This is a genomic window from Paenarthrobacter sp. NEAU-H11 (genome assembly GCF_050573415.1).
Lineage (GTDB): Bacteria > Actinomycetota > Actinomycetes > Actinomycetales > Micrococcaceae > Arthrobacter.
Genome location: NZ_JBNZGA010000015.1, coordinates 1 through 23,185 on the forward strand (window position 1 = coordinate 1; position 23,185 = coordinate 23,185).

The window sequence follows — 23,185 nt, forward strand, 5'->3', positions numbered from 1 at the left end:
CTCGGCAATGAGCACGGCAAGAGCGGCATTCATGTCCGCAAACGCCTTCGCCACCGCCGCTTTTCCCATACCAACATCATCGCGGGAGGGTACGACTTTATTGGGGGCCGGGTTTGGAGAGTCTGCTTCGGAAATGGATTCGGCCGCCATCGGCAGGTGACGCCGTTGTCACCTGCTGATGGCGGCCGAAGACGAGGAGGGCACGGGGCCCACACCGTGCCGGGCTTGCCGGCACGGTAACCAAGGTAAGGGTCAGATGGTGACGGCCCCGTTGCCGGTCTCGAAAGTTACCGAGAGGATTCCGGGGGTTCCGTGCGGAGCCACCCACTCCACAGCGACGTCCTCCAGCGGCTTCTCGACGGGTTCGCCCAGCCACTCCGTAACCCGGGCTGCGGAACCGGCAATGGTGAGGCAGCTCATCTTGACGTTGCTCTCGTAGGCGTTGGACGGGTGCAGGGACGGATCCCCCTCCCACTTGAGCATGTAGGGAACCTGGGGGTCGGCAATCAGGCCCAGGATGCCAATCTGCTTCCAGACCAATTCGCGGCCATCAGGGAACTTGCGGTTTCCGTTGACGGCGGAGCGGCCCAGCCGCTCCTCAAAGGGAGCCAGGTCGTCCACCTCGACGCACCAGCCCATCCAGCCGCCGCCCGCGGCAGACCGTGCACGCACAGCCTGCCCGAAAGGGGCCTTGTCGGAAGCGGGGTGGTCCAGGACCTCCACCACCTCGACGTATTTGTGCCCCGCGAGCGGGATGATCATATTCCGGGTTCCGAACCGCGGGTGCACCCCGCCCTTCACTGCCTCAACGCCGAGGGCAGAGGAAATACGTTCGGTGGTGGCAGCCAGGCCATCGTGTTCACAGGCGTAAGAGACGTGATCCATGCGCATGCCAACATCTTGGCACTTTGTGATCGGCCTCTCAGCTAAGGGTACCCTTACCAGGATTTTCCATCCGGGACCCCTGATTTCAACCTATTCCCGGGCGGAGATCAGGGGGACTATGTTCGTCACAATCCTGTCCCGCGCCGGTTTCATGTTCCTACACTGGGCTCAGGTCATGAGTGCCAGCGCCAAGCCCCGGCTCGCTGGCCGGCAACCCTCCATCCGCGGTGGGGTGCCCCGGATGAGGACCTGGCTGTCCGGCAACGGCCGGATGGCAAGCGCGGCCCGCGGTGCCTACAGCATGCCGGGCCCATGTCAGAGGAGCCTTAGTTGTCCAACGGATGGTCTTTTGAAACCCGCCAGATCCACGCAGGACAGGAGCCGGACAGTGCCACCGGCGCCCGTGCACTCCCTATCTACCAGACCACGTCCTTCGTATTCCCCAGCGCGGAAAGCGCCGCCAACCGTTTTGCCCTCGCTGAACTGGCGCCGATCTACACCCGCATCGGCAATCCCACCCAGGATGCCGTGGAACAGCGGATCGCCAGCCTTGAGGGCGGATTGGGAGCACTCCTGCTGAGTTCAGGACAGGCAGCAGAGACTTTCGCTGTCCTCAATATCGCCGAGGCGGGGGACCATATCGTTGCCAGCCCCAGCCTGTACGGCGGGACTTACAACCTGTTCGCACACACCTTGAAGAAGTTCGGCATTTCCGTGACCTTCGTGGCGGACCCGGACAACCTGGACCAGTGGCGTGACGCGGTCCAGCCAAACACCAAGCTCTTCTTCGCCGAAGTGGTGTCCAACCCCCGCCAGGACGTCCTGGACATCGAGGGCGTGTCAGGCATCGCCCATGATGCCGGCGTGCCCCTGATCGTGGACAACACCCTGTCCACCCCGTACCTGATCCGGCCGCTGGAATGGGGAGCGGACATCGTTGTCCATTCCGCAACCAAGTACCTGGGCGGCCACGGATCCGCGATTGCCGGGGTGATCGTGGACTCCGGAAAGTTCGACTTCGGCAAGGACCCAGCGAGGTTCCCGGGCTTCAACACCCCGGATCCCACCTACAACGGGCTGGTGTACGCCCGGGACCTCGGCAAGGACGGTGCCCTGGGCGCCAACCTGTCCTACATCCTCAAGGCCCGCGTCCAGCTGCTCCGGGACCTGGGCTCCGCCGTCTCCCCGTTCAACGCGTTCCTGATCGCCCAGGGCCTGGAAACGTTGAGCCTGCGGGTGGAACGCCATGTTGCCAACGCCACGGAAGTGGCGCGCTGGCTGCAAGGAAGGGACGACGTCGAATCCGTCGCCTACGCGGGGCTGCCCTCAAGTCCGTGGTACGAGCGGGGCCGCAAGTACGGGCCCAAGGGCACGGGCGCGATTGTCTCCTTCAACCTGGCTGGCGGGGCCGAGGCCGGCAAGCGCTTCGTTGACGCGCTGGAGCTGCACTCCCACGTGGCAAACATCGGCGACGTCCGATCCCTTGTCATCCACCCGGCGTCGACCACCCACAGCCAGCTTTCCCCGGAGCAGCAGGCCGTCGCCGGCGTGACCCCCGGCCTGGTCCGGTTGTCGGTGGGAATCGAACACATCGATGACATCCTGGCGGACCTCGAAGCGGGCTTTCGGGCAGCAAAGGACGCGACCGGGGCCTAGCCGGACACACATAGAACCCGAGACGGCGGCACGCCGGGGAAGTCACAACCAGTCACACTCTTGGCAGCAGGGCGGGGCTGTTTCGTACACTCGTACCAGGTCATGAGTGCCAGTGACAGCCCCGGCTTGCTGGCCGGCAACCCTCCTTCCGCGGTGGGGTGCCCCGGGTGAAGACCTGGCCTGCCGGTCATTCGACGGCGGGCAAGCGCGTAGAAGAGGTCTTGCCATGACGGTTACCGTCACCCGAACCACCGTCCCCGAGCACGGAATTGTCCGCTATGCCTCCATTGGGGGGCTGGAACTTGAAGCCGGGGGATACCTCCCGGACGTCACTCTGGCCTACGAAACCTGGGGCACGCTCAACGCCGATGCCAGCAATGCCATCCTGATCGAGCACGCCCTGACCGGCAGCACCCACGTGACCCGCGGCGACACGGACGAAGAAGGCTGGTGGGAACAGCTGGCCGGTCCCGGCGCTCCCGTGGACACGGACAAGTTCTTCGTGGTGTCCGTCAACATCGTGGGCGGCTGCTACGGCTCCACGGGGCCGTCGTCGGCCGCCCCGGATGGAACCCCTTGGGGCTCCCGCTTCCCCCTGGTTACCCTGCGTGACAGTACGGTGGCGGAGGCCCGGCTGGCTGACCAGCTGGGCATCAACAGCTGGTTCGCGGTCCTGGGCGGATCCATGGGCGGCGCCCGCGCCCTTGAGTGGGCCGTGACCTACCCCGAGAGGGTGCAGCGCTGCGCCGTCATCTCGGTGGGCGCCGCGAGCACGGCAGAACAGATCGCCTTCGCGCAGGCCCAGACCCTGGCCATCCGGCAGGACCCCCACTTCAACGGCGGCGACTACTACGGCGGGCCCTGCCCCGAAGCCGGGCTGGCACTTGCCCGGCGCATCGCCCACATCACCTACCGGTCCGCCGCTGAACTGGAGGGCCGCTTCGGCCGGGAACCCCAGGCGCCGGAGTCGCCCCTGAAGGGCGAGGCGCTGGCCGCCCGCGGCCGTTACCAGGTGGAAAGCTACCTGGATCACCAGGGCAGCAAGCTCGTGAAGCGCTTCGACGCAAACAGCTATATCGCCCTCACCGAGGCGCTGATGAGCCATGACATCTGCCGGGACCGGGGGACCCTGACCGAGACCCTGGCGAGATCCACCGCCAGGTTCTTCGTGGCCGCCGTGGATTCGGACCGGCTGTATTTCCCGTCCCAGTCCCGCGAACTTGCCGCGGCCCTGCCGGGAGAAGTGGACGTGCATGTCATTGAGGCGCCGATCGGCCATGACGGCTTCCTGACGGAAATAGGCCAGCTGGGCCATCAGCTTCGGGTGCACCTCTCGGCCTAAGGCCGCCCTCGCAGGCACACTTTTGTGCATTTATGCAGATAGCCTCTGCATGATTCGCCGTTGAGCTTGGCGTTCAGGCGGACCATACTCGTTGGGACCCGGCGGTTCGTGGCCAAAATCACACGTCTCCGCCACAGACTGTCCCAGTGGTGTCGAAGAAGACGCCGAAGGAGTTCATCAATGAGTACGGAAAAGTCCGCCGCGCGGCGGCCAGAGGAAACCGACGTCAAGGCCACAGGCCTGAAGAAAGTCGTCACGGCCTCCATGGCCGGCACCGTGGTTGAGTGGTACGAGTTCTTTCTCTACGCCTCCGCCGCCACGCTGGTGTTCGGCAAGATGTTCTTCCCCAACTCCGGAACCGAGCTTGACGGCATCATCGCAGCCTTCGTCACCTACGCCGTCGGCTTCGTTGCCCGACCCATCGGCGGCATCGTCTTCGGCCACTTCGGCGACAAATTCGGCCGCAAGCAGTTGCTGCAGCTGAGCATCATCCTGGTGGGTGTTGCCACCTTCCTCATGGGCTGCCTGCCGACGTTTGCGCAGATCGGCTACTGGGCACCGGCGCTGCTGGTGTTCCTGCGCTTCGTCCAGGGCTTCGCGGTGGGCGGCGAATGGGGCGGCGCCGTGCTCCTCGTCGCCGAGCACAGCCCGAACAAGTCCCGCGGTTTCTGGTCAAGCTGGCCGCAGTCCGCTGTCCCCATGGGCAACCTGCTCGCCACCGCCGTGCTGTTCACCCTGTCCTCCACCCTCTCCCAGGAAGCCTTCCTCGGCTGGGGCTGGCGCGTAGCCTTCTGGCTCTCCGCAGTGATCGTGATCATCGGCTACTACATCCGCACCAAGGTCCAGGACGCTCCGATCTTCCTCGAGGCCCGCAAGGAAGTCACGGTCGAGAACAAGGGCTACGGTGTTGCCGAAGTCTTCCGTCGGTACCCGCGCGGCGTCTTCACCGCCATGGGCCTGCGCTTCGCGGAGAACATCCTCTACTACCTTGTGGTCACGTTCTCCATCACCTACCTGAAGGTGGTTGTGCAGACGGACACCTCCCGTATCCTGCTCCTCCTCCTGGTGGCGCACTTCATCCACTTCTGCTCAGTCCCGCTGGTGGGCAAGATGTCCGATGCCCTGGGACGCCGCCCGGTGTACATGGCCGGTGCAATCCTCGCCGGAACCTGGGGCTTCTTCGCGTTCCCCATGATGGACACCGGCAATGACATGGTTATCCTGGCGGCCATCACCATCGGCCTGCTGTTCCACGCCCTCATGTACGCCGGGCAGCCGTCCATCATGGCGGAAATGTTCCCCACCCGGATGCGGTATTCGGGCGTTTCCCTCGGCTACCAGGTGACCTCCATCGTGGCCGGCTCGCTGGCGCCCATCATCGCCAGCTCGCTGCTGGGCAGCTTCGGCTCGTCCGTTCCGGTGGCTTTCTACCTCCTGGGCGCCTGTGTGGTGACCGCTATTTCGGTGTACTTCCTCAAGGAAACCCGCGGCATCTCGCTTCATGATGTCGACGCCGCCGACGCCCAGGGCACCGCCGACCTTCTGGCCGCCGCCAAGAAGTAGGCACGGCCAAACGACAAACAGAGCAACCCGACTGCCCGGACCTGCGGCCACGCAGGCCCGGGCAGCTGCCTGTCCACCAACATAAAGTCAGGAACACCATGCGAGCAGCAGTCCTCTATTCCACAGTTCCTCCTGGCACCAGCTATGCCGAAGCGCAGCCCCTGGTGGTGCAGGACCTCGACCGGCCCGAGCCCCGGGCCGGTGAATTGGGCGTCACCATCACCTACTCAAGCCTGTGCCACTCGGACCTGTCCGTGGTGGACGGATCCCGCGTCAGGCCGCTTCCCATGGCGTTGGGGCATGAGGCGGTGGGACGGGTTGCCACGGTTGGTGAGGGCGTCACGGACGTTTCCCCCGGCGACCATGTGGTCCTCGTCTTCGTCCCCAGCTGCGGTGCCTGCCGTGCCTGCCGGGCGGGGCGGCCCGCGCTCTGCCACCGGGCCGCCGAGGTCAACGGCTCCGGTGACCTTTTGCACGGCGAGGCGCTGCTGCGCACGCCCGCGGGGGAGCGGATCAACCACCACCTGGGGGTTTCGGCTTTCGCCGATTACGCCGTGGTGGCGCGGGAGTCAGTGGTGGTCATCGCCGACGACGTCCCGGACACCGTGGCGGCGATGTTCGGTTGCGCCGTGCTCACCGGGATGGGAGCTGTCCTGAACACCGCGGCCGTCCAGCCGGGCCAGGCCGTGGCTGTTTTTGGCCTCGGAGCCGTGGGACTTTCGGCCGTCATGGCCGCGTCGCTCGCCGGAGCGTCCGCCGTGATCGCCATCGATCCCAACGTGGGCAAGCACGGGCTCGCCCTGAAATGCGGCGCAACCGCCGTGGGGACCCCCGATGACGCCCCTCGGCTGATTGCCGAAGCCACCGGTGACGGCGTGGACACCGCCGTCGAAGCCGTGGGATCAGCGCGGGTCATCGCCTCGTGCCTGGAGCACGTGACGCGCGGCGGCGCCGTGGTCTCCGTAGGGCTGCCGCACCCCACCGCAGAATTGACGGTCCCCGCGCTCCAGTTTGCGGGGGCGGGCAAGCGGCTGCTCGGTTCCTACATGGGCGACGCCGTGCCCGGCCGGGACATTCCCCTGTACCTCGAGTATTGGCGCGAGGGCAGGCTCCCCGTTGAGCTGCTGCACACCGACACCAGGCCACTGGCGGAGATCAACGAAGGCCTCGATGCGCTCGCCGCCGGGCAGGTGGTCAGGCGGCTTTTCCAAGCGTGAGGCCGGCCTGGCTGCCTTCAGGCCAGGCTGCCAACAGCCTAGGCTGCCAGCAGGTCCTGGCGTTCCGCCACCTCATGCTGAAGTGCACCGATCACGGCCTGCACCCGGGCGGACCGCAGCGATTCCGGCCGGGCCACCGCCCAGATGGGGACCTGGCGCTGGAACGCTTCGGGGAGCACCGGAACGAACTCCGGGTTGTGCGCCACCATGAAGTTCGGAAGCAGCCCGATGCCTGCGCCGCGGCGCACCGCCTCAACCTGGGCAAAGATACTCGTTGCCTGGAAGCTGGACTTCGGCATCGGCAGCTGCGAGGACCGGTGGCCCAGTTCGGCAACCTGGAGGGCCGACTCGACGTAGGAGACGAAGCCGTGCTGCCCCACGCCGTCGGGCGTCTCCGGCAGGCCGCGCGCGGCCGCGTAGGCGGGGCTGGCGTAGAGCCTGAGGAAGTAGTTGGTCAGGAAGATGGCCTGGGCGTTGCTTACGTCGGTGCGGCCCACCACCACCTCCAGGTCCACGCCGGAGCGGTTCTGGCTGACCTTGCGCGTGGCGCTCAGCATCTCCACATCCAGCATCGGGTGCCGCTGCTGGAGCCGGACCAGCGCTGGCGTGACGAATTCGGCGCCGAAACCGTCGGAGGTGCTGATGCGCACCATGCCGGACAGGGCATCCCGGTCCTGGCCCGTGACGGCGGCCAGCGACCCCAGTGTTTCCTCAATGGCTTCCGCCGCGGCGACGGCCGAAGCCCCGAGTTCCGTCAGCTCCCAGCCGTGCGGGCTGCGCTCCAGGGTCCGGCCGCCCAACTGCTTGTCCAGGGCGAGGATCCGGCGCGAGATGGTGGTGTGCGTGGTGCCCAGCGTTTCAGCGACGGCGTTGAAACGCCCCAGCCGGGCCACGGTCAAGAGAATCAGCAGGTCGTCCGGACTTGGAAGCCGCGCCACCGCGTGCCTTTCGTTCGTGTGCATCAGTGCACATACCATCTGTGATTTTTCCCCTTGATTGCACTGTAGCAGGGTGTGATGGTGGACACGGACCTCCCGGCCGCCTTCGGCCGGATGCACAGCAAAGGAGCTTATGCCATGGCAGTTGTCGGTTGGATCGGGTTGGGAAACATGGGCGGTTCCATGTCCGGAAACCTCGCAAAGGCGGGGCACGACGTTCGGGGGTTTGACCTCAACCCTGCGGCGCTTGCCGCAGCCGAGGCCGGCGGGGTGAAGCCGGTAGGGAGCATCGCCGAGGCCGTGGCCGGAGCGGACGTGGTGTTCACCATGCTTCCGAAGGGCGAGCACGCCAAGGCTGTCTACCTGGGCGGGGACGGGGTGCTGGCGCATGCCGACACCCGCACACTGCTGGTGGATTCCTCCACCATCGACATCGCCGCAGCGAAGGAACTGCACGACGCCGCTGCTGCCGCCGGCTTCCGCTTCGTGGACGCCCCTGTTTCGGGCGGGATGAGCGGCGCCAAGGCAGGGACGCTGACCTTCATGGTGGGCGGTGAACCGGGCGCCGTGGCCGACGCGACCACCTACATCGGACCGATGGCCGCCAACATCATCCCTACCGGGGGAGCCACCACCGGCCAGGCGGCCAAGATCTGCAACAACCTGATGCTCCTGATCAACCTGGCCTCCACGGCCGAGGGAGCCGTCCTGGCGGACCGGCTCGGCCTGGACAAGAAGGTGTTCTGGGACATCGCCTCCGTTTCCTCAGGGGACAGCTGGGCCCTGAGGACCTGGTACCCCGTTCCCGGCGTGGTCCCCACCGCGGCCTCCAACAACGATTTCGAACCGACGTTTACGGCCGAACTGGCGAACAAGGACATCGGCCTGGCCATCAGCGCTGCCGAGGACACCGGCACACCGCTCGAAATCGGCAAGCACGTCCAGCAGCTGTACCAGCGCCTCATTGATGCGGGCGAGTCCGGCAAGGACTGCTCCATGATCATCAAGCTCGTTGACGGCTCACTGGATTCAACAAAGTAGAAGAGAGACACCATGCAGACCATCCCGCATTACATCAACGGCAGCCTCGTCACCGATGCCGAGCGCTTCGGCCCCGTCTTCAACCCCGCCACCGGAGAGCAGGACAAGCAGGTGGCCCTGGCCTCCGCGGCCCGGGTGGAGGAAGCCATTGCCGCCGCCAAAGCCGCGCTGCCCGCATGGAGGGCAACGAGCCTCGCCAAGCGGACCAACATCTTCTTCCGCGTCCGCGAAATCCTGACCCAGCGGAAGCCTGAGCTGGCTGCCATCCTGACCAGCGAGCACGGCAAGGTACTCTCCGACGCCGAAGGGGAGATCTCCCGCGGCCTCGAGAACATCGAGTTCGCCACCGGGCTGTCCCACATGCTCAAGGGCGAACGCTCAGAGCAGGTGTCCAGCGGCGTGGACGTCCACTCGGTCCGGCAGCCCGTGGGCGTCGTTGCCTGCATCACCCCGTTCAATTTTCCAGCCATGGTCCCGCTCTGGATGATCGGCAGCGCCTTGGCCTGCGGCAACACAGTGCTCCTAAAGCCCAGCGAAAAGGATCCGTCGTCAGCCGTGTTCATTGCGGAGGCCTTCGCGGAGGCGGGCCTGCCTGCCGGCGTGCTGAACGTGGTCCAGGGCGACAAGGAGGCGGTGGACGTCCTGCTCGAGCACCCGGACGTCAAAGCCGTCAGCTTCGTGGGATCAACGCCCATCGCGCAGTCGATCTACAAGCGTGCAGCGGACCATGGCAAGCGGGTCCAGGCCCTGGGCGGCGCCAAGAACCACATGGTGGTCCTGCCTGACGCTGACCTGGACATGGCGGCGGACGCGGCCATTTCGGCTGCCTACGGCTCCGCGGGTGAGCGCTGCATGGCGGTCAGCGTGCTCGTCGCCGTCGGCAATATCGCCGACGACCTCGTCGGGGCCATCAAAACCCGGATGGCCACCCTGAAGATCGGTCCGGGCACCGATCCTGCTTCGCAGATGGGCCCGCTGATCACTGCAGAACACCGCGACAAAGTGGCGTCCTATGTGGCGGGCGCGGAAAACGAGGGCGCCACGGTGGTTGTTGACGGGCGCTCGCAGCAGTTCGATTCAAACGGGTTCTTCATCGGCGTCAGCCTGGTGGACCACGTGAAGCCGGGAATGAAGGTGTACGACGACGAAATCTTCGGCCCCGTCCTGTCCGTGGTCCGCGTGGACACCTACAGTGACGCAGTCCGCCTGGTCAACGACAACGAGTTCGGCAACGGGGTTGCCATCTTCACCCGCGACGGCGGCGCCGCGCGGCAATTCGAGTTCGACGTCGAGGCGGGCATGGTGGGCGTCAACGTGCCCATCCCGGTGCCGGTGGGCACTTTTTCCTTCGGCGGCTGGAAGAACTCGCTGTTCGGGGACACGCACATGTACGGGCCGGAGAGCATCCGGTTCTACACCAGGGGCAAAGTGGTCACCACACGGTGGCCGGACCCCGCAACGTCGGTGATTGACCTGGGCTTCCCGCAGGTGGACTGAAACCAGCGGCACCCCGTAACAGCAACGCGGGGTCACTTCGCGCCCATCCGCTGCCGGATCTTGGGCCGGACGTGACCTCGCGTTGCTTTCCGTTCAGTTATCGGACCAGAACACCCGAGATCCGGCCTACACCAGTTCCACCCGCTGCTTCACCCTCGTCGACTCCATGCCCCGCCAGCCCGGCGTAGTCGCCCGTACCGCCCTGCAGGCTAATGTGTCCGGAGTTCGTGGAGGTGCCATCGTCTGCAAAGGTGATGAAAACATGCTTCAAGGCATTGAACATGCAGGTCCCGTCGTCGCAGGTGTAGACGGTTTTGATCAGGATCACCAGTTTCCCGGATGTGCCATTATCGGCGGCAAACGTTTTTGGCGAATTCCGGAACGTCCGCCCGCGCGGATCCGGTGCCGAGGGCGATAGCCCCGATGGTTAGCACTGCGACGGCCAATCTCCTGACGGCGGCCATGCTCCACGACCTTTCGAACCTTGTGCTTTTGGAAGGAATCCAGTTAGGGCATCCGTGCCGAATTCCGGGACGGATGCGGGCCCCAAAAACGGGGAACGGTCGCGTCAAGCTTCAGGGCCGAGACTTTAGGGCCCAGTATCCGCCTGGGGGAGGGCTGTTCATAGAATTTGGCCTCCTAAAAGAGCAACGCGGGGTCACTTCATGCCCGACCGTAACGGGATATCGGGCATTAAGTGACCCCGCGCTGCTTTTGCGGGAAGGACTAGCCGTTCATGATTTCGCTGCGGCGGGTCATGTACTCCTCCATGGAAAGTTCCCCGTTGCTGTACTTTTCATCCAGTTCGGCAAGCTTGCGGGCGCGGTAGCCCTGCGGGGCAGACGGCGGCGGGGGAGTTGCGGGTGCTGCGGGCTGCTGCGGGGCTTCAGCGTGGGGGGCCTGCCGGTCGTGGCCCGGGTGCGGCTGCCCGTACGGCGGAAACTGCTGGTCCATGGGCGGGACCGGCTGTACGGGCGGCAGGGGCTGGCCGGGCGGGAGCGGCGCGGGCCGGCCAAGCTGGCGGAATCCGCCGCTGAAGTAGTCCTGCTGGGTGAAGCCGTCCCGGGGCTGCTTGCTCTGCGGGCCGTTGGAGCCGGGGAAGATTCCGCCGCCCGGGAACTGCTCGGGGTACCGTCCGGAGAAGCTTTGATCCTGGTTGCGGCGGGCCACGGACTTCCGGTACATCCGCATGGCCATCGGGATCAGGAATGACAAAATGATGATCCAGAAAAACAAGTTGCTCACGGTGCCGTGCCTCTCATGTGTGTCCTTCCAGCTTAGCCCCGTGGTGGATACGGACGGCCGGGAGCGCGAGGAAGGCGGCGTACCGGTCCACGGCTTCCCGGACTGCCGCTGACAACACTGCCGCTGACAATGGCGGGCGCGGGGAATCACCGGAACCAGGAAGCCGGATATCCAGGTCGCACCCGTCCGGATGCAGCGTATGCCGCCAGGACCCCACCATCCGCCCATCCAGCAAAACCACGTGCATGGGTTGGCCCTGGAAAAGGAAGGCCGGAGCGCCGCCGCCGATGTAATGCCGCGTGGCGGAGGAGCCCATGATGTATTCGTCGTTGCACTGGATCAGGTCGATCCGTGGCCCGGCTTCGGAGGCAAGCGACGGGTTCCCGCAGCATTTGGGCGTGAAGCCGCAGCCGCACTGCCGCGTCGGGTTCCATATCCCGGACGCCTGCCCGCGCTAGCGCCGGGCAGCCTCGGTGCTGCCCAGCGGGCCCTCGCCCGAACCCAACGGAACGCCCGGCCCGAAGACGGGGCCCGGCGTCGGCCGTTTCGCGGTAATGCCGTCACCGGAGGACTGGTTGCGCAGCCGCCGAAGCACCCACGGCACGAAGTACTGCCGGGCCCACACCAGGTCCCCCGAGCGCGCCTCGCGCCATGTGCGGGGCGGAAACGGCTTGGGCTGCAGTGGCTCCAGCGTGTGCTCCACGTTCAACGAGTCCAGCACCATGGCGGCGATGGTGTGGTGGCCCAGGGGGGAGAAGTGCAGCCGGTCCTGGTCCCACATCTGGGGATCGCTGAGCTGGCGGAGGGACCACATGTCCGCGATCACGGCGTCGTGCCTCGCGGCGACGGTCCGCAGGTTTTCGTTGTAGATGGCCACCTTGCTGCGGATCCTGCCGAGCACGGAAGTGCCGGTGTCCGGGCCATTGAAGAGCACCACTGTGGCGCCGCCCATGGCCAGGATCTGGACCACCGAGTCGAGCTTCTCGGCGAGGGTGTCGGGGTCTCCGCCCGGACGCAGCAGGTCATTGCCGCCCGCGGAGAGGGTGACAAGATCGGGCTTCAGCGCAAGGCACGGTGCGAGCTGCTGGTCCACGATCTGCTGCAGCAGCCGGCCGCGGACGGCCAGGTTTGCGTAGGCGAAGTCCGGCTTGGTGCGGCTGAGCTCCTCCGCCACCCTGTCTGCCCAGCCGCGGAACGCGCCCGGGCTCGACGGCTCGGGGTCTCCGATGCCCTCGGTGAAGGAATCGCCCATCGCCACGTAGCGGGTCCAGGGGTGGGATCCGGAATGCGCGGGCGGGGTCTGGATGGCACTTTCTTCAGTCACGGTCCCTATCCTGCCTTTCGCTTCACTGGCTACGCGAACGTAGGTTGTTACCACAAAGTAACTGGTAAGAATGGAAACCATGACTGAAGCTGAAGTATTTCCTGCCCCTGTCGTTTTGTGGTCCCATCCGGAGGACCAGCGCGACGGCAAGCCGCTGCTGGTGCTGCTGCACGGCTACGGAGCCAACGAGCAGGACCTGCTCAGCCTGGCCGACCTGCTGCCCGGCGACTTCGCGGTCGCCTCGGTCCGGGCGCCCATCGCCATGGGCCCCGGGTTCACCTGGTTCCCGCTTACCGCGTCCATCGACTACTCGCTCGAGCGCGTCAAAGCCGCGTCCTCCTACGTGCTCGAGTGGATCGACGCCATCAGGGTGGGGCACCCGTCCGTGTCCCTGCTCGGCTTCTCCATGGGCATGGCCATGGCCACCACGCTCCTGCGGCAGCGCCCCACGGACTTCGCGGCCGTCGTCGGACTCTCAGGCTTCGTGGTGGACGCCGGCGACGATCCCAGCTTCCGGGATGACGAACTGGACGGGAGCATCCCGATGTTCTGGGGCCGTGACCAGCAGGATCCCGTGATTACTCCGGACAAAATCGACTTCACCATGGGATGGGTGCGCAAGCACGTCAAGCTCACCAAGGTGCTCTACACGGGCATGTGGCACGGGATCAACCAGCAGGAAATCGGGCACGTGGGCGAGTTCCTCACCCACGAGGTGCTGAAGAAGTAGGAAGTACGACGGCGGCCGGCGGGCCAGTGCCGCCCTGCGGCGTCAGGCCGCGGGCGCTACCACGCGCACGGTCTGCCCGTTGACCGTCACGGTGTCCCCGTTGTGCAGCTGCCGGCCGCGGCGGTCGTCGATCTCTCCATTGACCTTGACGAGCCCGTTCTTGATGAGCTCTGCCGCTTCCACCCCGTCCTCCACCAGGTTGGCGAGCTTCAGGAGCTGGCCGAGGCGGATCATGCTGTCGCGGATGGTGATCTCTTCAACATTGCTCATAGAAGCAATGATGCCTGACGTAAGGTGGATTCAATGACCCCCAGCCCCCGCCTGCCGCTGATCGCAGGCCTTCCCCTGGCGGTGGGCGCTGGCCTCGCCATTCCCGTCCAGGGCCGAATCAACGGGGCCCTCGGAGCCCGCCTCAACGACGGCATCGCCGCTGCAGTGGTGAGTTTCAGCACAGGCCTGGTGCTGATGGTCCTGATCTCGCTGATCCTGCCGCGCGGACGTGCCGGACTTGCCCGGATCCTGCCCGCGGTCCGCACCAGGGCCTTTCCGCGCGTGTATGTCCTGGCCGGCGGCATCGGCGCGCTCTTCGTCTTCGCCCAGTCCTTCACCGTGGGCATCCTTGGCGTTGCCCTGTTCACCGTCGCCACGGTCACCGGCCAGACAGTCAGCGGTCTGCTGGTGGACCGGCTGGGCATTGGGCCGGCGGGCAAGAAATCCGTCACGGGGATCCGGATCATTGGCTGCCTGCTGACCATCGCCGCAGTGGCCTGGGCCGTGTCGCCCCGCTTCACTGGATCGTCGGGGATGGCCTCCGCCGGCGCAGGACCGGACGGCGGCGCGGAGGCCCTCCTGGTTCCGCTCCTGCTGCCCGTGGCGGCAGGGTTCCTGATGAGCTTCCAGCAGGCCATGAACGGAACAGCCACCGTCCACTACGGGACGCCGATCGCTGCAACCCTGGTCAACTTCGTGGCCGGCTCCGCCGTGCTGTGGGCCGCGTACGCCATCAAAGTCTCGGTGGCCGGATGGGGCAACCCGCTGCCGCCGGAGTGGTGGTACTACGCAGGCGGTCCCATGGGCTGCGTGTTCATCGGCCTGGGCGCGCTGCTGGTCCGCAGCCTGGGGGTCCTGGTTACCGGGCTGGGCATGATTGCCGGGCAGCTGCTCGGCTCGCTCGCCCTGGATGTTGTGCTGCCAACTCCGGGAACGGTCGTGGCGCCGGCCACGGTACTGGGCACCATCCTCACCCTCGCCGCCATCATCCTGGCCACCCTGCCGTGGCCGCGGGGCGCGCTGCGCAGGTAGCGGCCGGTAGGCTAGGGCACGCAGCTTTTTCGCTTTCCCTTCATCCGCCCCGCCCGGCAGCCAGAGGTATCCCACCGCTGGTTCCACCGGGCCAGCAAACCGCGGACCGCACCCAGCGGCCCTGTAGAAATTGGAGTTACCCCATGGCAGCAAAATCCGTTCTCGACCAGGTCATTTCCCTCTCCAAGCGCAGGGGATTCGTGTTCCAGGCCGGTGAGATCTACGGAGGTTCGCGCTCTGCCTGGGACTACGGGCCCCTCGGCGCCGAACTGAAGGAAAACATCAAGCGCCAGTGGTGGCAGTCCATGGTCCGCGGCCGCGAGGACGTGGTGGGCCTGGACTCCTCCGTCATCCTGCCCCGCCAGGTGTGGGAAGCCTCCGGCCACGTGGAGGTCTTCTCCGACCCCCTGGTGGAGTGCCTCTCCTGCCACAAGCGCTACCGGGCCGACCACCTCGAGGAAGAGTACGAGGAAAAGAAGGGCCGCCCCGCCGAAAACGGCCTCAAGGACATCGCCTGCGCCAACTGCGGCACCCGCGGCCAGTGGACCGAACCGCAGGAATTCTCCGGCCTGCTCAAGACCTACCTCGGTCCCGTAGCCAGCGAAGAGGGCCTGCACTACCTGCGTCCGGAGACTGCGCAGGGGATTTTCGTGAACTTCAACAACGTCCTCACCACCTCGCGGAAGAAGCCGCCGTTCGGCATCGGCCAGATCGGCAAGTCCTTCCGCAACGAGATCACCCCGGGCAACTTCATCTTCCGCACCCGCGAGTTCGAGCAGATGGAGATGGAGTTCTTCGTTGAGCCCGGCACCGATGAGGAATGGCACAAGTACTGGATGAACGAGCGCATGGCCTGGTACACCGGCCTGGGCATCCGCGAGGAAAACCTGCGCTTCTTCGAGCACCCGCAGGAGAAGCTGAGCCACTACTCCAAGGGCACCACGGACATCGAATACCGCTTCGGTTTCCAGGGCTCCGAGTGGGGCGAGCTCGAAGGCATCGCCAACCGCACCGACTTCGACCTCTCCACGCACGCCAAGGCCTCCGGCACGGACCTGAGCTACTTCAACCAGGCCACCAATGAGCGCTACATCCCGTACGTGATCGAGCCCGCGGCGGGCCTGACCCGTTCCTTCATGGCCTTCCTGGTGGATGCCTACACCGAGGACGAGGCCCCCAACGCCAAGGGCGGCGTGGACGTCCGCACCGTCCTGAGGCTGGATCCGCGGCTGGCCCCGGTCAAGGCTGCCGTGCTGCCGCTGAGCCGCAACGAGGACCTGTCCCCGAAGGCCAAGGCCCTGGGCGCGCAGCTGCGCAAGAACTGGAACATCGACTTCGACGACGCCGGCGCCATTGGCCGCCGCTACCGCCGCCAGGATGAAATCGGCACCCCGTTCTGCATCACAGTGGACTTCGACACCCTTGAGGACCAGGCCGTGACCATCCGCGAGCGGGACACCATGAGCCAGGAACGCGTCTCCCTGGACAAGGTGGAGGGCTACCTGGCCGCACGCCTGATCGGCGCCTAGCCATGGCCATCGAATACCGCGAATGGCGGGAAGGTGACGACCTGGCCCTGCTGGAGATCTGGGGCGACCCGGAGACCCAGCAGGCCCGCCAGTTCCGGGGCGCGTTGACCCTGTCCTCCGACGGGGGCGGCGGCACGCCGTGGCGCCGCTGCATCGTTGCCGAGGACGTGATCGACGGCGTCGGCATCCCCGTGGCGGCGGGCGTGGTCTACGAGGCGTCGCTGCACCCTGAACGGCTCTGGGCCTACATCGAAGTGGCGCGCGACCACCGGCGCTCCGGCATCGGTGCCACCCTCCTGACGATGCTGCGCCGCGAAGCCGGCCAGTCGCCGTCGGGCGTGTCCAAACTCCGTGCCAAAGTGGAGCCGGGCACTCCGGGGGCCGCTTTTGCGGAGGCCTTCGAGCTGGCCCCCATCCAGCGTTCCCGGCTGGTGGTCATAGAGCCTGGCGCCCTGCGGCTTCCCGTGTTTCCTGCCAAGGACGACGGCGGCGGGCCATCGAACGATGAAAATGCGGGCTCCGACATCGTGATGGACCTGGCCACGGGTTCCGTGGAACTGACCGACGTCGTGGGCAGGTACTACACCGCCATCCACGGCTGGGATTCACCGGGCGTACTGTCAATGGGCCAGGTGCAGAAGCTCTTCCTGGACGACCTCACCGGCGCCCACGGCGCAATCGTGCTGCGGGCCGAGCCTGAATCGGCTTTCGGGGCAGGCGTTGCACCCAGCAGGAAGGGCAGGATCCGGGCCTTCGCCGTGAGCTACGCAGCGCCCGCCAACTCGGACGCGGCACCCGGCCAGGAAGCCGCCGGACCGGAAACGCCCACGGACGTTTTCGTCGGCCATGAACCCGCCCTCGCTGCGGATGATGCTGCAGAAGCGGTCCGCGACATGCTCGCGCTGATCGCGTACCAGCACCCGGTGATGCTGGAACTGGACGACTCCATGACTGCCCTCCGCGCCGCCGTCGAACCCCTGCTCGAAAGCGGCAAGGCGCGGCTGGCCGGGCCGGAAACCCTCATCGTGTCGGACTAAGCAGCCCGGCCGCAACTGAGTAGCGCCAAGTGTCGTTTTGACCGCCCAAAACGACACTTGGCGCTACGCCCCCACGTGCGCCCCGCCTTGTTTCTTTTGCCCCCCCAAACCCGACACTGGCCGCTACTTACTTGGGCTACGTTCTGCGGAAAGTACGACGGCGGCGCGTCAGCACGTCTTCGGCGTCCAGCAGCTGCCGCTCGGGTTCAGTCGGGGCGCTGCCGCCCAGGTGCGCGGGCATCCACCAGGCGGCGGGTTCCGGCCGCAGTGGAAAATCGGCGATGCACTTCCCGATCCCGTCCTGGAGCCTGGCCCGGAGTTCCGCAGTGCCGGCGCCAGCATCGTCACCCGGCGCGAATACCAGCGGCTCACCCACGTGGATCCGGACCGGTGCGCGCCATGTCCTTCCGGCCGAGAAGCCGCGGCCGCGGGTGAGGATCCGGTGGGCGCCCCAGACCGCAACGGGGATGACCGGAACGCCGGCTTCGGCCGCCATCCGGACTGCCCCGGTCCTGCACTCGCGCACGGTGAAGCTGCGGCTCACGCCCGCCTCCGGGAACACGCCAAGGTATTCGCCGGCGCGCAGCTTGGCCACCGCTGCGTCATAGGCGTCCGCCCGGCCGGTGTACCCGACCACCACGTGCCCGGCGGCGCTGATGGCGGGCCCGGCAAGCCAATGATCGGCTGCACCCTGGTGGACCAGGAACCGCAGCTCCCCGCGGGACTGTTCCCACAGCAGCAGTTCGGCGGCGGCAAAATCGACATAGCCGAAGTGCGTCACGGCGAAAACGACGCCGCTGCCCGGAACCACAGACCTGGACGCCCCCGTCCGAGGGCCTGCAGGCGGCAGGTGCTCTGTTCCGCTGCTGATGATCCGGATCCGGAAGATCCGCCGAAGCAGCAGTCCGCAGCGGACGATGACGCGGTAGAAGAGGTCATTGGGTGGCGGGCTCCATGCCATCGAACGTCCTACAGGGTCACCTGGACGGCCGATTCCGGCAGCAGCCTGCTGTAATCCGCAGGCAGGGGAAGCTCAGTCCCGATGCTTTCGGAGAAGGCATTCATCACAAAGCCGGTAGTCAGCGTCTGCCACACCCTGATTTTGCGGAGCATGAAGTGGCCGGCCCCCTTGAGGGCAACATACTGCATGCTGGCTGCCTCGGCAGAGGCACGCCGGGCGAACAGCAGGGACGCCGAGGCGCTGGTCCACCTGTCCGTGGTTCCGTGCACAATAAGAACCTTGCGGTTGGCCACCCCGGATGTGGGAGTTGCGGGGTTGAGCCAGGGGGCAAGGGCGACGACGGCCTCCACACTTGGGTGGTCCGCGGCGATCACAGCGGTGAGCCCGCCCATGGAATGGCCTACCAGGAACACAGGCACGTCCGGGTGCTGTTCCCGGATCTTGGCTAGTGCCCAGCGGGCGTCCTGCAGCGGAGACATGTCATGGCCATTCCAGCCGCGAACGCTGTTGCGGAGCGACCACACGGCCAGCCCGTGCTTCCGCCCGGCGCGGTGCAGGTGCCAGGCGAAGGGCACCATCCTTGCCGGACTCAGGTGCCTGGCCTCCACCGGCTCATGGCTCCGGGATTTGCCCCCGTGCAGGACCAGGGCAACTCCGCGGGTGGGCCCTGACGAATTCCGGACGCTGAGCACTGCCTGCCGCGCAGCGCCGGGTGCTTCGGCAGGACGGGATTCGCCGTTTTCCTCAGTACTGCTGCTGGCCATGCCTGGTACCTCCGAGTCCCCGATGATCCATTTATCAACCCTACGGCGCCGGAAGTAGAGTTCAATGTATGAGGTGCTACTGCTGATGGGGTCCGGTCACTCCCACGCTTCCACAGGCCATTCGGAGCCGACGCCGGAAGCGATGGCCGCCCGACGGAAAGCCAACCGCATCCTGGCGGCGGTGCTGATCCCGCTGACGCTGCTCACGCTGGCGGGAATGGCGATGCTCTGGCCCTCGGGCAGCAAAGAGGGCATTTCCCTGGCCAACCCCTACGCTGCCGCCCCCGGGGTCACCTTCGACACCGGAACCATCCAAAGCGTGGTGACGGAAAACTGCATGCAGGGCGCGTCGCAGCAGGGCCAAAGCCAGCAGGGCCAAAACCAGCAGGGTTCGGGCGACCAGGCCCAGGGCCGGCAATCCCAACAGGGATCGGACTGCACTTTCGCGTTCACGGAGCCGGACAAGGGCGGCAGCCCGGTCAAAGTGGTCATCAACCCGGACGTCGCGAAGTCCCATGGGGTGAAGCCCGGGGACCAGATCCGGTACCTGAACCTGTCCAACGCCCCGGGCGCCTCAGCGGCCCAGGGCTCGCCGGCCTTCATTTTTGTGGACTTCGTCCGGACCCTGCCCATCGTCCTGCTCGCACTGCTGTATGCGGCGGTGGTGATCGCCGTGGCCCGCTGGCGGGGCCTGCGTGCCCTGGTCGGGCTCGTCGGCGCCTACTTCGTGCTGGCCAGCTTTATGCTCCCGGGACTGGTGGAGGGGAAACCGCCGCTGCTGCTGGCCCTGGTTGGGTCCACGGTGATCATGATCGGCGTCCTGTACTTCGCCCACGGATTCTCGGCACGGACCTCCACTGCACTCCTGGGCACCATGTTCGGGCTGGGGATTACGGCGCTCCTGGCCGCCTGGGCCACGGGCGCCGCCAATCTCGCCGGGGTGGGCAGCCACGACGCCACTACCCTGGTGAACACCTCTGCCAATATCTCCATCTCCGGCGTCATCCTGTGCGGGCTCATCATCTCCGGGCTGGGTGTCCTCAACGACGTGACCATCACCCAGTCCTCCGCCGTCTGGGAACTCTATGAACTGGCGCCGGGGAGCAGTGCCCGGAAGCTGTTCACCTCAGCCATGCGGATCGGCCGCGACCACATCGCCTCCACGGTGTACACCATCGCCTTCGCGTACGCCGGCGCGGCCCTGCCCATCCTCATCATCGTGATGCTGTACGACCGCCCGCTCGCGGACACGCTCACCAGCGCGGAACTTTCAGAGGAAGTCATCCGGACCCTCGTCGGCTCCATCGGACTGGTGCTGGCCATCCCCGTCACCACGCTGATCGCGGTTCTGGTGGTCAAGGCCACCGGCGTCCGGGCCGGCGCAGAGGCCGCTGCCCCTGCCGTGGAATCGAAGAGGCCGGGCCGGACACCGGCGGACTCAGCCAACGGCAACGGCAGCCACACCATCGTGGACGACGTCGAGGACACAGGCGCCCTCGCAGCCGCCGCACTGGAGGGGCGCTCCAGGCGGTCGGCTGCAGGGGAGGACGGCGGGTTTCCCACCCGGCGGGGACGCCGGGCGGAACGGGGCTGACCGGTCCCACACGGGCACGGCCTCCCGATTTGCCCGGCTTTGCAACAATAGACAGGTGACTGTTGCAGCAACTACTCCTGCCCCCAAGCTGGAACTCCCGCCCCTGAAGCTGGGTCCCATTACCGTGGACACGCCGGTGATCCTGGCACCCATGGCCGGCATCACCAACTCAGCGTTCCGCCGTTTGTGCCGGGAGTACGGCGGCGGCATGTACGTGGCGGAAATGGTCACCTCCCGCGCGCTGGTGGAGCGGACGCCGGAGTCACTGCGGATCATTTCCCACGACGACGACGAAAAGGTCCGGTCCGTCCAGCTGTACGGCGTGGACCCGGTAACAGTAGGGGCCGCCGTACGCATGCTCGTCGAGGAGGACCGCGCCGACCATATCGACCTCAACTTCGGCTGCCCCGTTCCCAAAGTCACCCGCCGGGGCGGCGGCTCGGCCTTGCCCTGGAAGATCGACCTCTTTACTTCGATCGTGCAGACGGCCGTCAAGGAAGCCTCCAAGGGCAACGTCCCGCTGACCATTAAGATGCGCAAGGGCATCGATGACGACCATCTCACGTACCTCGACGCAGGCCGCATTGCGCGCGATGCCGGCGTTGCCGCCGTCGCCCTTCACGGCAGGACAGCCGCGCAGTTCTACTCCGGACAGGCCGACTGGTCCGCCATCGCCCGCCTCCGCGAGGCGCTTCCGGACATCCCGGTGCTGGGCAACGGCGATATCTGGTCCGCCGAGGACGCGGTCCGGATGGTCCGCGAAACCGGCGTGGACGGCGTGGTGGTGGGCCGCGGCTGCCAGGGCAGGCCCTGGCTTTTCGGGGACCTGCAGGCGGCGTTCGAGGGAAGCGACACCCGGCACAGGCCCAACCTGGGCCAGGTTGCGCAGGGCGTCTACCGGCACGCGGAACTGATGGTGGAGACTTTCGGCGACGAAGGCAAGGCGCTGCGGGAGATCCGGAAACATATTGCCTGGTACTTCAAGGGCTATGTGGTGGGTGGTGAACTCAGGACGCGGATGGCGCTGGTGAACAGCCTCGAAGAGCTGCGCGCCGCGCTGGACGAGCTGGACGTCGACTCGCCCTACCCGGGAGGCGACGCCGAAGGCCCGCGCGGCCGCGCCGGCTCACCCAAGAGGCCTGCGCTGCCGAAGGACTGGCTGGAGTCCCGTGCCCTCAACGCCGACCAGTCGCGGGATATCTCGGCGGCGGAACTGGATGTTTCCGGTGGCTGAAACGCGCACTGCCGCCCCCGTCCTGCCGGGCTACGACACCCATGACTCCGCCCGGTGGGTGGAGGAACCGCCCAAGAACGTCTATCGCTCGGATTTTGAGCGGGACCGCGCCCGCGTGCTGCATTCCTCGGCGCTCCGCCGGCTGGGTGCCAAGACCCAGGTGGTGGCCCCGGACACGGACGACTTCGTGCGGACGCGCCTCACGCACAGCCTGGAAGTGGCCCAGGTGGGACGCGAACTGGGCCGTGCGCTCGGCTGCGATCCGGATGTCGTGGACACTGCCTGCCTGAGCCACGACCTCGGCCATCCGCCGTTCGGCCACAACGGTGAGTCCGCGCTGAACGAAGTGGCCCACGCCATCGGCGGGTTCGAAGGCAACGCCCAGACCCTGCGGCTGCTGACCAGGCTGGAACCCAAGGTGCTGACCCCGGACGGCCAGCCCGCGGGGCTGAACCTCACCAGGGCCAGCCTCGACGCGGCCGCAAAGTACCCGTGGTCCGCGCTGGAAGCCCCGGTGATCCACGGCCAGCGGACCAGCAAGTTCGGCGCCTACGAGGACGACCTCCCCATCTTCAACTGGATCCGGGAGGGTGCCCCGGAGCGCCGGTCCTGCCTCGAAGCCCAGGTCATGGACCTCGCCGACGACATCTCCTATTCGGTGCACGACGTTGAGGACGCCATCGTCGCGGGCCACTTCCAGCTGCGCTGGATGGACAACCCGGACCACCGCGCCCGCGTGGTCGGATACGCCAAGCAGTGGTACCTGCCGCACAACGATCCAGCCGCCATCGACGCCGCCCTGGCCCGGCTCGAGGCCACGGACGTGTGGGTCCGCGAGGCCGACGGCAGCCGCAAATCCATGGCTGCATTGAAGAACATGACCAGCCAGCTCATTGGCCGGTTCTGCCAAAGTGCCCTGGAAACCACCCGTGCCGTCTACGGCCCGGAGAACCTGACCCGGTACAGCGCCCAGCTGATGGTGCCGGACGAAACAGTGATGGAAATCGCCGTCATGAAGGGCCTGGCCACCACCTTCGTGATGACCACCGAGCACCGCCAGCCCATCTACGAGCGCCAGCGCGAGGTGCTCCACGCCCTGGTCACGGCGCTGAGCGCCACGGGCGACCGGCACCTGGAACCAATGTTTGCCGCCGATTGGCGGGATGCGGCCGACGACGGCGCCCGCCTTCGCGTGGTGATCGACCAGGTGGCGTCGCTGACCGACGGCTCCGCGCTCGCCATGTACGAACGCCTGGTGGGCAGCCTGCCGTCATTGTGGTGACCGGAATCAGGTGCAGAACTGGAAGGTCAGTGCCCGGGGCTAGG

General features: G+C 66.6%; 22 protein-coding genes and 2 riboswitches. Of the genes, 13 read left to right on the top strand and 9 right to left on the bottom strand.

The window, feature by feature from the left end:
• Positions 1-252 precede the first annotated feature (252 nt).
• Entirely contained in the window at positions 253-891 is a 639-nt protein-coding gene (locus ACQ3DC_RS16705; protein ID WP_157238649.1) for a VOC family protein, read from the bottom strand.
• Positions 892-1,056: 165 nt separating this feature from the next.
• A riboswitch (SAM riboswitch) is annotated at positions 1,057-1,172 on the top strand.
• Positions 1,173-1,215: 43 nt separating this feature from the next.
• On the opposite strand from ACQ3DC_RS16705, the gene ACQ3DC_RS16710 reads away from it, so the two are divergent.
• From ACQ3DC_RS16710 to ACQ3DC_RS16725, 4 genes are all read left to right on the top strand, one after another.
• Positions 1,216-2,541, top strand: coding sequence for a bifunctional o-acetylhomoserine/o-acetylserine sulfhydrylase (locus ACQ3DC_RS16710; RefSeq protein ID WP_430752785.1), 1,326 nt, complete (start codon positions 1,216-1,218; stop codon positions 2,539-2,541).
• A 98-nt stretch (positions 2,542-2,639) separates the two neighbouring features.
• Positions 2,640-2,755, top strand: a riboswitch (SAM riboswitch).
• 12 nt (positions 2,756-2,767) lie between these two features.
• Positions 2,768-3,883 (top strand): homoserine O-acetyltransferase MetX, encoded by a 1,116-nt coding sequence (gene metX, locus ACQ3DC_RS16715; RefSeq protein ID WP_157238647.1) that lies wholly within the window; start codon positions 2,768-2,770, stop codon positions 3,881-3,883.
• A 180-nt stretch (positions 3,884-4,063) separates the two neighbouring features.
• Positions 4,064-5,446, top strand: a complete 1,383-nt coding sequence (locus ACQ3DC_RS16720) for an MFS transporter (protein WP_157238646.1) — start codon at positions 4,064-4,066, stop codon at positions 5,444-5,446.
• 98 nt (positions 5,447-5,544) lie between these two features.
• On the top strand, positions 5,545-6,663 hold the full coding sequence (locus ACQ3DC_RS16725; protein ID WP_323057645.1) for a zinc-dependent alcohol dehydrogenase family protein: 1,119 nt from the start codon (positions 5,545-5,547) through the stop codon (positions 6,661-6,663).
• Positions 6,664-6,701: 38 nt separating this feature from the next.
• On the opposite strand, the gene ACQ3DC_RS16730 is transcribed toward ACQ3DC_RS16725, so the two are convergent.
• Positions 6,702-7,625, bottom strand: coding sequence for a LysR family transcriptional regulator (locus tag ACQ3DC_RS16730; RefSeq protein WP_157238644.1), 924 nt, complete (start codon positions 7,623-7,625; stop codon positions 6,702-6,704).
• A 114-nt stretch (positions 7,626-7,739) separates the two neighbouring features.
• Between ACQ3DC_RS16730 and mmsB the strand changes: the two genes are divergently transcribed.
• Both mmsB and ACQ3DC_RS16740 read left to right on the top strand, forming a co-directional pair.
• A complete protein-coding gene (gene mmsB / locus ACQ3DC_RS16735) occupies positions 7,740-8,642 on the top strand; it encodes a 3-hydroxyisobutyrate dehydrogenase (protein ID WP_157238643.1) in 903 nt (300 codons plus the stop codon).
• A gap of 12 nt (positions 8,643-8,654) precedes the next feature.
• Positions 8,655-10,139, top strand: coding sequence for a CoA-acylating methylmalonate-semialdehyde dehydrogenase (locus tag ACQ3DC_RS16740; RefSeq protein ID WP_157238642.1), 1,485 nt, complete (start codon positions 8,655-8,657; stop codon positions 10,137-10,139).
• Between the two features lie 97 nt (positions 10,140-10,236).
• On the opposite strand, the gene ACQ3DC_RS16745 is transcribed toward ACQ3DC_RS16740, so the two are convergent.
• From ACQ3DC_RS16745 to ACQ3DC_RS16760, 4 genes are all read right to left on the bottom strand, one after another.
• On the bottom strand, positions 10,237-10,467 hold the full coding sequence (locus ACQ3DC_RS16745; RefSeq protein WP_430752786.1) for a hypothetical protein: 231 nt from the start codon (positions 10,465-10,467) through the stop codon (positions 10,237-10,239).
• Between the two features lie 398 nt (positions 10,468-10,865).
• Positions 10,866-11,384, bottom strand: coding sequence for a hypothetical protein (locus ACQ3DC_RS16750; RefSeq protein ID WP_321215805.1), 519 nt, complete (start codon positions 11,382-11,384; stop codon positions 10,866-10,868).
• A 13-nt stretch (positions 11,385-11,397) separates the two neighbouring features.
• Positions 11,398-11,820, bottom strand: coding sequence for a DNA glycosylase AlkZ-like family protein (locus ACQ3DC_RS16755; protein WP_430752812.1), 423 nt, complete (start codon positions 11,818-11,820; stop codon positions 11,398-11,400).
• Positions 11,821-11,838: 18 nt separating this feature from the next.
• The gene (locus ACQ3DC_RS16760) at positions 11,839-12,636 is read right to left on the bottom strand and encodes an SGNH/GDSL hydrolase family protein (protein ID WP_231754950.1); all 798 of its coding nucleotides are present in this window, start codon (positions 12,634-12,636) and stop codon (positions 11,839-11,841) included.
• Between the two features lie 151 nt (positions 12,637-12,787).
• Here ACQ3DC_RS16760 and ACQ3DC_RS16765 point away from each other — a divergent pair, with 151 nt between their 5' ends.
• On the top strand, positions 12,788-13,438 hold the full coding sequence (locus ACQ3DC_RS16765) for an alpha/beta hydrolase (protein ID WP_321215808.1): 651 nt from the start codon (positions 12,788-12,790) through the stop codon (positions 13,436-13,438).
• A gap of 42 nt (positions 13,439-13,480) precedes the next feature.
• Here ACQ3DC_RS16765 and ACQ3DC_RS16770 read toward each other — a convergent pair whose 3' ends face one another.
• The gene (locus tag ACQ3DC_RS16770) at positions 13,481-13,708 is read right to left on the bottom strand and encodes an RNA-binding S4 domain-containing protein (protein WP_139028643.1); all 228 of its coding nucleotides are present in this window, start codon (positions 13,706-13,708) and stop codon (positions 13,481-13,483) included.
• Positions 13,709-13,741: 33 nt separating this feature from the next.
• On the opposite strand from ACQ3DC_RS16770, the gene ACQ3DC_RS16775 reads away from it, so the two are divergent.
• The 3 genes from ACQ3DC_RS16775 to ACQ3DC_RS16785 all read left to right on the top strand — a co-directional run bounded on the left by ACQ3DC_RS16775 (position 13,742) and on the right by ACQ3DC_RS16785 (position 17,306).
• Positions 13,742-14,740 carry a DMT family transporter gene (locus tag ACQ3DC_RS16775; RefSeq protein ID WP_323057642.1) on the top strand — a complete coding sequence of 333 codons (999 nt, stop codon included), beginning with the start codon at positions 13,742-13,744 and terminating at the stop codon, positions 14,738-14,740.
• 143 nt (positions 14,741-14,883) lie between these two features.
• The gene (locus ACQ3DC_RS16780; RefSeq protein WP_323057641.1) at positions 14,884-16,269 is read left to right on the top strand and encodes a glycine--tRNA ligase; all 1,386 of its coding nucleotides are present in this window, start codon (positions 14,884-14,886) and stop codon (positions 16,267-16,269) included.
• Positions 16,270-16,271: 2 nt separating this feature from the next.
• Positions 16,272-17,306 (top strand): GNAT family N-acetyltransferase, encoded by a 1,035-nt coding sequence (locus ACQ3DC_RS16785; protein ID WP_430752787.1) that lies wholly within the window; start codon positions 16,272-16,274, stop codon positions 17,304-17,306.
• Positions 17,307-17,442: 136 nt separating this feature from the next.
• Here the strand turns inward: ACQ3DC_RS16785 and ACQ3DC_RS16790 are convergent, their stop codons facing one another.
• Complete coding sequence (locus ACQ3DC_RS16790) at positions 17,443-18,267, bottom strand: lysophospholipid acyltransferase family protein (protein ID WP_430752788.1); 825 nt, start codon at positions 18,265-18,267, stop codon at positions 17,443-17,445.
• Between the two features lie 8 nt (positions 18,268-18,275).
• Complete coding sequence (locus ACQ3DC_RS16795) at positions 18,276-19,031, bottom strand: alpha/beta hydrolase (protein ID WP_157238635.1); 756 nt, start codon at positions 19,029-19,031, stop codon at positions 18,276-18,278.
• Between the two features lie 142 nt (positions 19,032-19,173).
• Between ACQ3DC_RS16795 and ACQ3DC_RS16800 the strand changes: the two genes are divergently transcribed.
• The 3 genes from ACQ3DC_RS16800 to ACQ3DC_RS16810 are packed head-to-tail and all read left to right on the top strand — an operon-like array spanning position 19,174 to position 23,141.
• Positions 19,174-20,625 carry a YibE/F family protein gene (locus ACQ3DC_RS16800; RefSeq protein WP_430752813.1) on the top strand — a complete coding sequence of 484 codons (1,452 nt, stop codon included), beginning with the start codon at positions 19,174-19,176 and terminating at the stop codon, positions 20,623-20,625.
• 55 nt (positions 20,626-20,680) lie between these two features.
• Positions 20,681-21,859, top strand: coding sequence for a tRNA dihydrouridine synthase DusB (gene dusB / locus ACQ3DC_RS16805; RefSeq protein WP_321215811.1), 1,179 nt, complete (start codon positions 20,681-20,683; stop codon positions 21,857-21,859).
• The gene (locus tag ACQ3DC_RS16810; RefSeq protein ID WP_157238634.1) at positions 21,843-23,141 is read left to right on the top strand and encodes a deoxyguanosinetriphosphate triphosphohydrolase; all 1,299 of its coding nucleotides are present in this window, start codon (positions 21,843-21,845) and stop codon (positions 23,139-23,141) included. The genes dusB and ACQ3DC_RS16810 overlap by 17 nt, the downstream gene beginning before the upstream one ends.
• Positions 23,142-23,185: the final 44 nt, after the last annotated feature.

Bases quoted from the DNA above. Each gene is read 5' to 3' on its own strand.
- ACQ3DC_RS16705 (WP_157238649.1), bottom strand. From the start codon at position 891: ATGCGCATGGATCACGTCTCTTACGCCTGTGAACACGATGGCCTGGCT.
- metX (WP_157238647.1), top strand. From the start codon at position 2,768: ATGACGGTTACCGTCACCCGAACCACCGTCCCCGAGCACGGAATTGTC.
- ACQ3DC_RS16720 (WP_157238646.1), top strand. From the start codon at position 4,064: ATGAGTACGGAAAAGTCCGCCGCGCGGCGGCCAGAGGAAACCGACGTC.
- ACQ3DC_RS16725 (WP_323057645.1), top strand. From the start codon at position 5,545: ATGCGAGCAGCAGTCCTCTATTCCACAGTTCCTCCTGGCACCAGCTAT.
- ACQ3DC_RS16730 (WP_157238644.1), bottom strand. From the start codon at position 7,625: ATGCACACGAACGAAAGGCACGCGGTGGCGCGGCTTCCAAGTCCGGAC.
- mmsB (WP_157238643.1), top strand. From the start codon at position 7,740: ATGGCAGTTGTCGGTTGGATCGGGTTGGGAAACATGGGCGGTTCCATG.
- ACQ3DC_RS16740 (WP_157238642.1), top strand. From the start codon at position 8,655: ATGCAGACCATCCCGCATTACATCAACGGCAGCCTCGTCACCGATGCC.
- ACQ3DC_RS16760 (WP_231754950.1), bottom strand. From the start codon at position 12,636: ATGGGCGATTCCTTCACCGAGGGCATCGGAGACCCCGAGCCGTCGAGC.
- ACQ3DC_RS16765 (WP_321215808.1), top strand. From the start codon at position 12,788: ATGACTGAAGCTGAAGTATTTCCTGCCCCTGTCGTTTTGTGGTCCCAT.
- ACQ3DC_RS16770 (WP_139028643.1), bottom strand. From the start codon at position 13,708: ATGAGCAATGTTGAAGAGATCACCATCCGCGACAGCATGATCCGCCTC.
- ACQ3DC_RS16775 (WP_323057642.1), top strand. From the start codon at position 13,742: ATGACCCCCAGCCCCCGCCTGCCGCTGATCGCAGGCCTTCCCCTGGCG.
- ACQ3DC_RS16780 (WP_323057641.1), top strand. From the start codon at position 14,884: ATGGCAGCAAAATCCGTTCTCGACCAGGTCATTTCCCTCTCCAAGCGC.
- ACQ3DC_RS16785 (WP_430752787.1), top strand. From the start codon at position 16,272: ATGGCCATCGAATACCGCGAATGGCGGGAAGGTGACGACCTGGCCCTG.
- ACQ3DC_RS16790 (WP_430752788.1), bottom strand. From the start codon at position 18,267: ATGGCATGGAGCCCGCCACCCAATGACCTCTTCTACCGCGTCATCGTC.
- ACQ3DC_RS16795 (WP_157238635.1), bottom strand. From the start codon at position 19,031: ATGGCCAGCAGCAGTACTGAGGAAAACGGCGAATCCCGTCCTGCCGAA.
- ACQ3DC_RS16800 (WP_430752813.1), top strand. From the start codon at position 19,174: ATGGCCGCCCGACGGAAAGCCAACCGCATCCTGGCGGCGGTGCTGATC.
- ACQ3DC_RS16810 (WP_157238634.1), top strand. From the start codon at position 21,843: ATGTTTCCGGTGGCTGAAACGCGCACTGCCGCCCCCGTCCTGCCGGGC.